At 54.2% G+C, this 12515-nt stretch carries 9 protein-coding genes; 1 reads left to right on the top strand and 8 read right to left on the bottom strand.

Annotated features, from left to right (window positions below):
- Window positions 1-100: 100 nt before the first annotated feature.
- From hrpA to ACT3RQ_RS12875, 4 genes are all read right to left on the bottom strand, one after another.
- Window positions 101-4105, bottom strand: a complete 4005-nt coding sequence (hrpA, locus tag ACT3RQ_RS12890; RefSeq protein WP_444680605.1) for an ATP-dependent RNA helicase HrpA — start codon at window positions 4103-4105, stop codon at window positions 101-103.
- Between the two features lie 168 nt (window positions 4106-4273).
- Window positions 4274-5959 (bottom strand): AMP-binding protein, encoded by a 1686-nt coding sequence (locus ACT3RQ_RS12885; protein WP_444639512.1) that lies wholly within the window; start codon window positions 5957-5959, stop codon window positions 4274-4276.
- Window positions 5960-6193: 234 nt separating this feature from the next.
- Entirely contained in the window at window positions 6194-6973 is a 780-nt protein-coding gene (locus ACT3RQ_RS12880; protein WP_444639511.1) for a class II glutamine amidotransferase, read from the bottom strand.
- 33 nt (window positions 6974-7006) lie between these two features.
- Window positions 7007-7435, bottom strand: a complete 429-nt coding sequence (locus tag ACT3RQ_RS12875; protein ID WP_172117063.1) for a hypothetical protein — start codon at window positions 7433-7435, stop codon at window positions 7007-7009.
- A 62-nt stretch (window positions 7436-7497) separates the two neighbouring features.
- On the opposite strand from ACT3RQ_RS12875, the gene ACT3RQ_RS12870 reads away from it, so the two are divergent.
- Window positions 7498-9600, top strand: a complete 2103-nt coding sequence (locus ACT3RQ_RS12870; RefSeq protein ID WP_444680609.1) for a S9 family peptidase — start codon at window positions 7498-7500, stop codon at window positions 9598-9600.
- Between the two features lie 396 nt (window positions 9601-9996).
- On the opposite strand, the gene ACT3RQ_RS12865 is transcribed toward ACT3RQ_RS12870, so the two are convergent.
- From ACT3RQ_RS12865 to rnd, 4 genes are read right to left on the bottom strand one after another with little or no spacing between them, the layout of a single operon-like run.
- Window positions 9997-10452: a YcgN family cysteine cluster protein gene (locus ACT3RQ_RS12865; RefSeq protein ID WP_444639510.1), complete on the bottom strand. Its 456-nt coding sequence runs from the start codon at window positions 10450-10452 to the stop codon at window positions 9997-9999.
- Window positions 10453-10483: 31 nt separating this feature from the next.
- A complete protein-coding gene (locus tag ACT3RQ_RS12860; protein ID WP_444639509.1) occupies window positions 10484-11053 on the bottom strand; it encodes an acyl carrier protein phosphodiesterase in 570 nt (189 codons plus the stop codon).
- 8 nt (window positions 11054-11061) lie between these two features.
- Window positions 11062-11364, bottom strand: coding sequence for a YcgL domain-containing protein (locus ACT3RQ_RS12855; protein ID WP_444639508.1), 303 nt, complete (start codon window positions 11362-11364; stop codon window positions 11062-11064).
- Complete coding sequence (gene rnd, locus ACT3RQ_RS12850; protein WP_444631534.1) at window positions 11361-12494, bottom strand: ribonuclease D; 1134 nt, start codon at window positions 12492-12494, stop codon at window positions 11361-11363. Before rnd ends, ACT3RQ_RS12855 begins: the two co-directional genes overlap by 4 nt.
- Between the last annotated feature and the right edge of the window lie 21 nt (window positions 12495-12515).

Raw genomic sequence — 12515 nt, 5'->3', positions numbered from 1 at the left:
TAAGCGGCTTTTGCCCCTATTGCTTGCTGTTCAGACTCAGGCCCAAGGCTCGCGCTTAATATTACTGTGTGCGTTATTTGCAGGGTTTACCAGTCATCTTTTAAACGCTAATTATTTCTTGCCAACGCTTTTCAAGGCGCTTTGCCGATACGGGCATCAGCGTTCCCAACTGCTGAGCAAAAAGGGAAACGCGAAGCTCCTGTATCCACCAGCCAAATTCCACCAACTCGGGATCTTCAACACGCCCCCGACACTCGCTTTTACGCCGCGCATCAAAGCGAGTTTCAAGGGCCTGAACGTCATGCATCAGCATCTGGTCACGCCCGCGCTCACGTGCGGCTTTCTCAAGGCGGATGAGCGCGGCTTCGGTGTAACGAGGATACTCTGTCAGCCATTGGCCTGCATCACGAATGAACCCCGGGTAGACCAGCCGCTGCATCTGTACGCTGATATCGTTATACACTAGGGCAAGCGCAAAATTGAGCTTGCCTTTAAGCACTTTACTCACTGCCAAGTGACCTTTTAGCGCCGCCTCGACCTGTTCAAGCAGGGAAGTCGCGTAATCAACCAACGCTGCTTTGGTAACATCCAGGCGAGCACTCAATTCGGCCGATGAACGCGGCAAAGGGTGCTGGGCAACGACTTGAGTAAAGACGGCTAACATCAGGTCATCCAGCAACGCTTGCTTGCTGCCCACTTTGGCAAACAGCAGCGCGCATTTTTCAACACCGGGTAGGCGCTTAATCGCTTTTATTTGGTCAGGCTGTTTGGCAATTGCCAGCCGGGCAACCCCCTCTTGATGCGCCGCCAATGCCTTTGCCGGATGATCAAAAAGTGTGACCTTAAACTCACTGGCTTCAGCCACCAACGCCGGGTAGGCCTCGACACGAATACCCGCCTGCGTAGTCACACGCGAATCAGGCAATGGCTCCTCAGGCAGGCCGTCAAGCGTAGGCGCCTGGTTTGCCTGCTCGGCCAACGCCTGGGCACCGGCACTGGCCGCCGCTTCAAAGCGCTGCTCCAGCGCTCTGACATCGCGCCCTTGACCCAGCAGCTCTCCAGCATGATTGACGACTCGAATGTTCATAATCAGGTGGGCATCGAGTAAATCCAGCCGCCAGTCATCCGGATGAACACGCGTTGCGGTACGTCGACGTATAAATTCGCCCAATGCTTCTGTGAGCGGGCGCTGATCGGGCACTAGGGTTTCCAACGCTGCATCGACCCAATCAGGAATGGGTACCACCTGGCGGCGAATGCTTTTAGGCAGCGACTTTAAAAGCGCAATGCACTTTTCTCTTAAAAGCCCAGGCACCAACCACTCTAATGCGTGCACAGGCAATTGAGGCAGCATGGCGGCAGGTACGGTCAATGTAACGCCATCATCGTCTGCATTGGGATCAAAGTGATAACTCACCGGATAAGCCACCCCGGCAAGTGTTAAATGGTCAGGGTACTGCGCTTGGGTGACATCGGCGGCGTCACGCGCTTTCAGCGCATCCAGATCAAAATTCAACAGCGTAGGCGTCTGGCGTTCAGCCTGCTTGCGCCAGTGCTCGAAGCCTTTACCATTGACAATGTCGTCTGGAATACGCGCGTCGTAAAACGCAAACAACGCCTCTTCATCGACCAGAATATCACGGCGGCGGGCGCGGTCTTCAAGTGCCTCCACTTCGTCAATGAGTGCGCGGTTATGAGCAAAAAACGCGCCCTGGGTCCTAAACTCGCCTTCCACCAGCGCACGACGAATAAACAGCTCGCGCGATTCTTTGGGGGCAATCGGACCATAGTGCACACGCCGACGCGCGACGATAGGCAAGCCAAACAGCGTTACTTGCTCAAAAGCCACAACCTGCGCGCGCTTTTGTTCCCAATGAGGTTCGCTATAGCTGCGTTTCACCAAGTGCTGAGCCTGCGGTTCGATCCACTGGGGATCGATCTTGGCAACGGTGCGTGCATACAGTTTTGTGGTTTCAATCAGCTCAAATGCCATTAGCCATTTGGGCGATTTTTTGGCGAGCCCCGAGCCGGGGTGAATCATGAATTTGCGGTTACGCGCCCCCAGATACTCGCGATTTTCTACTACCGTGCCCAGGTTAGACAAAAGGCCTGAAAGAAGCGCCTGGTGTAACTTACCTGAGGTCTTGCGTCTGGCCTGACGCGCCTGCTCTTCGCTCTCCTCATCATTGCGCGGTAGCGGAGCGGGAACATCGATCTGCATATCGCGCAGCAACTGCCTAAGCTGACGGAACGTATCGTGCCATTCACGCATGCGCAGATAATTAATATAGTGCTCGCGACACCAGCGGCGCAGCTGATTGCCGGATAATGCTTCGCGGGCATTCTCAATGCCATGCCACAAGTTGAGCAGCGCGACAAAATCTGAATCCGGGTCGTGCCAACGCTGGTGCGCCTGATCGGCAGCCTGGCGTTTATCGGCCGGACGGTCTCGCGGGTCCTGAATGGCAAGCGCGGACACCACCACCAGAACATCGCGCAGGCTACCGCGCTCCGCACCTGCTAACACCATCCGTGCCAAGCGCGGGTCGATGGGCAGTTTCGCTAACTTTCGCCCCAACTCGCTAAGGTGATGCTTTTCGTTGACCGCGCCCAGCTCAAACAGTAGCCGAAAACCATCTTTTACAAAGCGGCTGTCCGGTGGGTCTACAAAGGGGAAGGCTTCAATATCACCCAGCTTTAGCGCCAGCATCGACAGAATGACCGAGGCTAAATTGGTCCGCTGAATTTCAGGATCAGTAAAGGCTGGACGCGAGACGAAGTCCTCTTCGTCGTAAAGACGAATACACACCCCTTCTGCCACCCTACCGCAGCGCCCCTTGCGCTGATTGGCGCTGGCCTGGCTTACCGGCTCAATCGGTAGGCGCTGAATTTTTGCCCGATAGCTGTAGCGGCTAATCCGGACAAGCCCCGGGTCCACCACATAACGAATGCCAGGCACCGTCAACGAGGTTTCCGCAACGTTAGTGGCCAACACAATGCGCCTTCCACGGTGGGCAGAAAAAACCCGGTTCTGCTCCTCATTGGAGAGACGTGCGTACAGCGGCAGTATTTCCGTCCCTTGCAAATCAGCCCGGCGTAACGTATCGGCTGTTTCACGAATTTCTCGCTCGCCTGGCAAAAATACCAGAACATCCCGGGGGCCATGTAGCCAGCCTTTTTCGCGCTCGATGGCTTCGATTTCGAGAACGGCGTGCAAAATCCCTTCTTGTAAGGTGCGATCCTCTTCATCTTCTTCATCACGCACCAAAGGGCGATAATGCACATCGACCGGATACGTGCGTCCTGATACCTCAACGACGGGCGCGGGTGCTTTAGGCGTACCGAAATGCGCGGCAAAACGATCAACATCAATGGTTGCCGAGGTAATAATCACTTTAAGGTCAGGACGTTTAGGCAACAGCCTTTTTAAATAGCCCAGCAGAAAATCGATGTTCAGGCTGCGCTCGTGAGCCTCATCAATAATGATGGTGTCGTAGCGCAGCAACAAGGGATCGTGTTGGGTTTCAGCCAGCAAGATACCATCGGTCATTAGCTTCACTAGCGTGGTGGAGCTACTTTGATCCGTAAAACGTACCTGATAGCCCACCTGCTCGCCAAGCGGCACTTCAAGCTCTTCGGCCAGCCGCCCGGCAACACTGCGCGCCGCTAAACGCCGCGGCTGTGTATGACCGATAAGTCCTTTACGTCCACGGCCTAACTCCAGGCACATTTTGGGGAGCTGAGTCGTTTTGCCCGACCCGGTCTCCCCCGCCACTACCACCACCTGATGGTCACGAAGGGCGTTTAAAATATCTTCCCGACGCTCAACCACCGGCAACTCAGCCGGATAGTTAAAGGTCACCTTCAACGCCTCGCGCTGGTTAAACACTTGCTGTGCCCGGTGAATATCGCGCTCCACCTCGTGCAAACCGTGACCAATCGGCTTGTTGTCGCGCAGGCGACGCGCCAGCCCTGCTACGCGCCGCTCAAGACGCTGGGCATCACGCAGCATAACGTTGCTTATAGTTTCATTAAGCTTAGCCAGGCGTTGATTATCGGTAAGATCAGAGGGCATATCGGTGGTCACGTTAGACTCAGTTTCCATTCGTTATTGAAGAGCAGATGTACCAATGGATATCGGTAGGGCAAATAACTATTCGGCCCGCTACGCGAGCGGGCCGAATATTGTAACGCTTTCACCAACGCGACGCCTAACCAGTGGCGTAATCGCTCATCAGTGCGTTATCTATTTTCGTCACTATAGACGCTTCCTCTAACTATCTGCCTCACTGGCCGCAGGCTTATTTTCATCGCGCAGTTCACGACGCAATACTTTGCCCACATTGGTTTTGGGCAGTTCATCACGAAACTCGATGAACCTGGGCACTTTATAGCCGGTAAGTTCTTTTTTGCACCAGCTGCGCAGCGTTTCGGCATCCAACTGACTGTTTTTGGAGACGACAAACAGCTTGATGACTTCACCTGCGTCGTCGTCCGGCACACCGACTACCGCCGCTTCGATAATATCCGGATGGGCGGCGACCACGTCTTCCACCTCATTGGGGTAGACGTTAAAGCCCGACACCAGAATCATATCCTTCTTGCGGTCAACGATGCGGATGTAGCCGTCGTCCTGAAGCACGGCGATATCACCGGTATGGAACCAGCCGCCCTCATCGATGGAGTTACGGGTTTCATCGTCGCGCTGCCAGTATCCCTTCATCACTTGAGGGCCCTGCACGCAAAGCTCGCCCGGCTCGCCCAGAGCCACATCATTGCCATTAGCATCCACTACTTTTACCGAGGTGCCTGCAACGGGCTTACCGATCGTACCCAGTTGAATAGCATCGGTTGGGTTAAAGCTCACAATTGGCGAGGTTTCTGTCAATCCATACCCTTCAGCAACTGGGCAACCCGTCGTTTGCTCCCAACGCTGGGCGGCTGCCTTGGTTAGCGCCATACCACCAGAAATAGTCAGCTTTAGATGGGAAAAATCGAGCTGCTTAAAGTCGTCACGATTACACAGCGCATTGAACAGCGTATTTAAGCCAATAAAAGCTGTGAACTTTAGCCCTTTAAGCTCTTTTATAAAGCTGTCCAGATCACGGGGGTTGGTAATCAGCAGCGAATGATTGCCCGACTCCATTAAAAACAGGCAGTTCACTGTAAAGGTGTAGATATGGTAAACCGGCAGCGGCGCTATTACTAACTCCTCGCCCACGTTTAGATGCGTACCAATAGCGGCACGCGCCTGCAGCATATTAGCAATCAAGTTACGGTGGGTTAGCATCGCCCCTTTTGGCAGGCCGGTTGTGCCGCCGGTGTACTGTAGCGCGGCCAAATCATCCTGTTCTCGGCTTACCTCAGTGTGATTTAAAGAAGCGCCTTTTTTCAAAACATCACGAAAGCTTAACGCGGTGGGCAGCGAGTAGGCAGGCACCATCTTTTTCACATGCTTCACGACCGCATTAATCAACCACCGTTTGGGCAGGCCGTGCAGGTCTCCCAGCTCGGTGACCAGCACATGTTTGATATCGGTTTTATCAACGACGTTTTCAAGCTTTTTAGCCATATTGGCTAATATCAACACAGCCTTGGCACCAGAATCCTTAAACTGGTGGGTCATCTCCCGCTCGGTGTAAAGCGGGTTGGTATTTACCACGACCAGACCTGCCCGCATGGCGCCAAACACCGCCACGGGGAACTGCAAGACATTGGGCAGTTGAATGGCGATCCGGTCGCCCGGCTTCAAATCAGTCTCGTGCTGAAGCCAAGCGGCAAAGTCTGCTGAAAGACGGTCAAGATCAGCAAAAGTAAGCGTTTTGCCCATGCAGCTAAAAGCAGGCTTTTGCTGATACCGGCTTACTGCCGCGTGAAAAACATCTGTGACAGAGTCGTACTTATCCAACCCTTCAAGCGCTGGGCCGCGTAAAATAGGCGCTGTGGCGTGTTCGCTCATGGGCAATCTCCGCTATCCATGTCGATGTTATAACCGACCTTGTTATTGTCGCGAGGCAAGAGGACCAACGATATACGACCCCAGACATGCTGTAAAACGATCGATTGAAACTTGTGTTTCAACTTTAGCCGATAAAGGGCCGAGCTCTTAACTTTCCTCCCATCTTTTCTAAATGTCTACGTAACAATGTAGCGTAATGGCCAGTTCTTATAGACAGTTCTTATGGACAAGTCCTTATGGACAGTAACGCGCCTCGATTTCTCCTTCACGCCACACTACAAGCTCGCCGGGCACCATGGTGCACCAGGCTTCATTGTGGGTTAGCGGCTCGGTGGCTATAACAGAAACCACATCATTGGGTGTCGTGTGCTCGGCAAAATTAACCGTAAGTTCGGCATCAGAAAGCTCGGCATCACCAAAGGGTGCTCGCCGGGTAATATGCGCAAGCTTCGTCGAGCAGTAGGTATAGAGATACTGACCATCGGACAGCAGCAAGTTAAATACGCCCAGCGTGCGTAGCTGTTCACATCGTGCGTGCAGCGTCTCCCATAAAGATTCAAGCGATGCCGGGGCCGTTGGAAAAGCGTCTCGCAGTTGGCCCATTAGCCAACAAAAAGCATGCTCGCTATCGGTATTGCCAACCGGCGTGTACACCCCCAACGGTAAGTGCTGCCATTCGCTTAGCTGACCATTGTGCGCATAGCACCAAGGGCGGCCCCACATTTCACGCGTAAAAGGGTGAGTGTTCGCCAGGCGCACACCGCCAACGTTTGCCTGGCGGATATGGCTAATCACTACGTTTGATTTAATCGGGTAGTCGCAGATTAGCCGTGCGATGGGCGAGTTGACAGAAGGATGCGGGTCTCGAAACTCGCGATACCCGCCCTCTTCATAAAAAGCGATACCCCACCCGTCGCGGTGCGGCCCAGTGCCGCCACCACGATGTAAAAAGCCTGAAAAACTAAAGCAGATATCGGTCGGGACGTTAGCGCTCATCCCCAACAGCTCACACATAACAGCGCCTCCTTCCGCTTTTCATTATCTGCATTAACCAATAACCGGTTCGCGACGACGCGTAGGCTGTGGGTCTTCAGCTTCCTCCTGTTTCACGCGCTTGGCGGGCGGCGCACTTGGCGGCCGACGCCACCACCAGAGAGCAATGCCTATCGCTGCGCCGATAGCAATCCCAGCGACCAGGCACAACAGGCTGCCACGCAGCGCATTAACGTTATGCTCAAGAAAACCAACCGCGGCCACCATCGCCGCAGGCGCCCAACCGGTATAGAACTCACCCTCTTCTACTAACGGTAGACGAAACATCGCTGGCGTCCACATGGCGCCCGCCATTCCCCACGTCACCACCAGGCGCGGCAAACGCGGTAGAAACGCCACCGCAAAATAGATGGCAATGACGACCAGCAGCGAAATACCGTAATAACTTAGCCACAGCTGTGACATTGAACCTGTAAACAGCATAATACCCCTCATGTGGGTGCATGCACCCGACGTTAATTTCCCGCTATGGTACCTATCAATTTATGAAAGCACAGCCAGACACGCTCGCAGGCTCACCCGTCGCGCGCTATTATCGCGCTAATGATCCCAAATGGCACTGGTTGGAAGCACGAGATTCGCCTGATGTTAGCGCATTTTTAGAAGCCGCCAACCAGCAGCAGGCCCAATGGTTTGCACCGCTGGCTCCGCTGGCCGAAACGCTCTATAAAAGCCATCTTGCGCGCCGTGAGCTTGCCGTCACCAGCCTTGAGACAGCGCTTGACCACTTTACGTTCTGGAGCGAGACCGGCGCCGACGATGATTACCCTCGCTGGTGGCGTTTCCCAAACGGGCAACCGGCACAGCGTGAATGTTTTTTTGATGTTCAAGCCCGTGCTGCGGATGAAGAATTTTATGACATGGGCGATATGGCACTCTCTCCTGACGAGCAGTGGCTCGCCTGGACAGAGGACACACAAGGAGACGAGCGCTACACGCTTTGGATAAAATCGCTGCCCAGCGGCGAGCCTGTCTCTCTGCTCAGCGATATTGGCGCGGGCTTATGTTGGGCTGAAGACCAGACAGCAAGCTCGGCAACCCTCTTTTTTACTCGATTTGATGCAACCCAACGCCCTGACAGTATTTGGCAAGTATCGCTCCCTTTTAACGCACCTGCACAGCACTCAGCGCCTACTCTGGTGCTGCGTGAAAAGGACCCTGAGTTTTGGCTGGGCATTGGCAAAACCCGCTCGCGCCAGTGGTTACTGATCGAAAGCGGCTCGAAAGATACCAACGAGATTTACGCGCTGCCCGCGCATCAGCCATCGGCCGTGCCACTCTGTGTGCAGCCCCGTCAACCCGGCGTTGAGTACACGATTGACCACCGGCCAGGCACCTTTTACCGCGTCCATAACCAGGCGAGCGCGCATTTTCAGCTCGACTTCCTGGACGAACCTGCCCTGGGTAACCCTGAAGCACGCTGGCAGCCACTTATCGCGCCGCGCGATGACACCACACTGGAAGGTATTGATGCGTTTTCCTGGGGGCTGATTATCGCAGAGCGCGACCATACCCAAGCGCAGGTAGTGCTGCGTCGCTGGGTGTTGGATGCACAGCATCATCGCCTGGTTGACGACTACCTTAGCCTGCCAGAGCAACCTTGTTCCCAATCACTTGAAGATGCGCCGCATTTTGACACCCAGGAATTACGCTTACGCGAGGAGTCCTTTACACAGCCCCCCAGCTGGTTTGCGCTTGATCTTGCCAGTGGCGAGCGAACACTCCTTAAGCGCGTTCCCGTTTATGGTGGTTTAACACCGGAGCAGTTGGTAAGTCGCCGAATATGGCCCACCAGCGCAGACGGTGAGCAAGTACCGGTCTCTATCGTAATGCGTGCGGACCTGGTCGGTGAGCCATTACCCACGCTACTTTATGGCTACGGTGCTTACGGGGAAGCGCTTGACCCGTGGTTTTCTATTGCCCGCTTGGAGTTGCTTGAACGCGGCGCCGCGTTTGCAGTTGCCCATGTGCGCGGCGGTGGCGAGCGGGGTGAACCCTGGTACTTGCAGGGTAAAATGGCGCACAAAGAGAATAGCTTTAACGACTTTCTGGCCGCGCGGGATGCGCTGGTGGAGTGCGGAGTAAGTGACCCTGCGCGAGTAGTCGCTTACGGCGCCAGCGCTGGCGGTTTATTGGTCGGCACGTGTGTTAATCGTGCTCCCAAGGCTTTTTGTGCCGCTGTGCTTGATGTGCCGTTTTTGGATGTCTTACGCACGATGCAAAACCCCGAACTTCCCCTAACCACCGCTGAGTACAGCGAATGGGGAAACCCCGAAACACCCGAAGTGGCCGAACGCATTCGTCACTACTCGCCCATGGACAATATAACGGCCCAAGAGTATCCCGCGCTTTGGATTGAAGGCAGTTGGTTTGATACACGGGTGAGCTACTGGGAGCCTGCCAAATATTACGCGCAAGTCACCCTACAGCAGCTAGGCAGCGCCCCTGTTTTGATGCATACCGATATGAGCAGCGGGCATGGCGGTGCATCCGGCCGATTTAAAGCGTGGCAAGATACCGCTAGGCAAGACGCGTTTATCCTTTGGGCATTGGGGTTAGCCGCCGATTTCAAGGATAGCACCATCTAAGCAGCCCACTGCTTTAAACCTCCCACCGTTAGGCAGCCTTCGCGCTGCCTTTTATTTTTTTGAAAATACTTTCCACAAAAACAATTTTGCTTCATACTCAACTTTAGTCGAATGCTTTTACCTTTACTATTGGAGCAAGCAATGAAGCACCAGGACCACTTCCCAACCATTTGGGACATGCCGCTTAAGCAACCGTCCGCCAAGCCGAATAAAAACAGAGCAGCTAAAAACACAGCGGCTCAACCATCCTTGTTCAAAGGCATAATGCTTGCCTTAAGAAATATAGCCAAGCACAAGCCCGTCGCCTAACGATCACGTCAGGCTGGATATTTGTGTGGACCGGCTTAATGTCGTCAAAAAGGAGAGGGCTGGGGCTGCCACTTGCAGGATGGTTACTTACATGGGCAGTACAGCAATAATGTGGGATTCAAGTTCTCGTTCAGGCACATCATCCTGAGAGACCGCAAAGCTACGCACGCTGATGCCTTTACGGTGCACGCGCTCGGCATCATTACTCAGCAGCGGATGCCAGCCAGCTAACTTCCGCCCTTCGGATACTCGGCGATACGCGCACGAAGCGGGCAGCCAGGTAAACTCTTTTACCAGTGCAGGCGTCAGTTGGGTGCAGTCAGGCACACTATCAAAGCGATTCGGGTAATCACTGCATTGGCAGCTTTGAATATCCAGCAGGCGGCAGGCGACGTTCAAGACAGCCAGCTCCTGCGTTTCATCATCATGTAGCTTTAACAGGCAACACTGCCCGCAGCCATCGCAAAGTGCCTCCCACTCGTGCGGGGTAAGCTCTTCCAGCGTGTAACGCTCCCAAAAGCGCTCGCGCATTCCGGTTTCCATCCTTACTCCTCTTGCGGGTTATACGCGTAATTTACAGCCCATCGCTGCTTAACGTGGCGCTTAACGCTGGCCATAGCGAATGATAATCCGCTTCCAGTAAACGATAGTCGCTTTGCAGCCAAGGGATGAGTTCAGCAAGCCGATTTGGTCCTGACAAGCGCTGACCAAGACCCGCAACTGCCTTGCAGGTAAAATCAAAATCGGCGTAATTTCTTAGCCAATCATGCTTGATCATAAAGGGCATCATCCCCTCCAGCCGATTGGGCGCCGGTCTCGCTGACAACAGGCGATAACAGCGCTCTACCATTTGCTGCTGCTCAAGCAAGCCGGCCTTATCTCGCGCTAAAAAATGATCCCACACAATATCCAGTGCAATCCCAGCGTAGCGTCGCTTACCTGCAGGCGCCCGATGTTTCGCATTTAGCACGCTTGGATGCTGGTCGACCCAGGCATCCACTTTACGGTGATGCTGTATGCCGCTCGCGACATCGGCTGGCCAATCACCCAGATGGCTACCTTTAACACCATCGGCAATCAGGTTACCGTAAAGAAAATCATCACTCCCTTCACAGGCAAGCCAGGCATGGGCCAGGAAATTCACGGTAGCGGCTACTGCGCCGCGTCGCGCGCGTTTAATTGCGCGCGATGTACATCAAGCAAGTAATCCTCTTTTGCAGGCGGCATCTGCAGATAAAAGCCCTGCTCATCAATAGCGGCTATAACGTCATCCACATTTACTCGGGCCAGTTTTTTATCGGCGGTGAGAATCATGGTGAATACCGCAACGGGCTTTCCAAACGTTGCAAGCAGCGCCTCAGGAACGGGCGTGAACCCTTTGCGCTTATCAACGTATAAATACATTTCATCTTTTCGCGAGCTTTTAAAAATCTCACAAAGCAGCTTGTCACTCATTTAGACAACTCCTTTAATGCCTGCTCAAGCTCATCGGCGAAACATTCGCCCCGCCATCCTTGTGGCAGAGTTAAAGGCTGGCTTGCCATGTCCTGCATAACCAACGCCTCAATATCACGGCGGCGCATCAACACTTCAGACGCCATGCCAAGCCCGGCCGCTTTCGTGTTAATAACGGATTTTAGGGCTTTGAAACGTTGTTTAAAGGCGGGCTGCATCGGGTCCGGCCAACGCGCCAACAGCTCATTTTCGTCGCAGTGCTGGGCCTTTTTAACCATTGCCAATAGCGTGTCGCCCTCTTTTTTGACCAACGCTGGCTTAAAGCCTTCCACCTCGGCCAACTCATAGCGATTTTTCGGCATGGCGTCAGCAGCCGCAAACAGCAACTTGTCACTAATAAGCCAATTGCGCGGCAAATTACGCCGCCGTGTTTCGCCTTCCCGCCAAATGGTCATCAGGCGATAAGCTTCTAATTGGCGCGGATCAAGCCGCCATAGCTGACGGTGACGGGCGTACCACTGGCCATCCGCTTCAACACTGCGCCCGGCCTGTTCGATCAAACTGGCACACTCTTCATGCAGCCATTGGCCGCGGCCTAACCCTTCCAGTCGTTCAGCCTGATGCGCCCATACTTGAAGCAGGTAAATAACATCCAACGCCGCATAGTCACACTGAGAGGACGTCAAAGGCCGCTCTAGCCAGTTGGAGCGTGTCTCCTCTTTGGGCAGCGTTTCGCCTATCCAAAACTCCACCAGCTTTTGATACCCCATCGAGGGCACTTCACCGAGAAACCCTTGAGCAACCTGCGTATCCACCAATGGCGTTGGCAGCACCCCGGCCCAATGCTGAAAAACTTCTAAATCTTCACTACACGCATGCAGCAGTTTAATGGCGCTATTTTGCAGTAACTGCCGAAAGGCGGGCGTGCAGGACGTGGCCAGCGGGTCAACCAAATACGCAACGTCCCCGGCAGCAAATTGAATTAATGCAGGGACGGGGAAAAACGTGTTTTCACGGAAAAACTCTGTATCCAGCGCGATGACAGGGGCGTTGGCCACTTGTGCGCAGGCCGCATCAAGCGCCTCGGGGCTGTCAATCCACTGGTATACGGGGGAGGCTAGAGAAGACAAAGCATACTTCCAGGTTGCTAC

The sequence above is a fragment of the Halomonas sp. AOP43-D1-4 genome (assembly GCF_052446175.1).
GTDB lineage: Bacteria > Pseudomonadota > Gammaproteobacteria > Pseudomonadales > Halomonadaceae > Vreelandella > Vreelandella citrativorans.
This window is presented reverse-complemented; position numbering and strand designations above follow the sequence as displayed.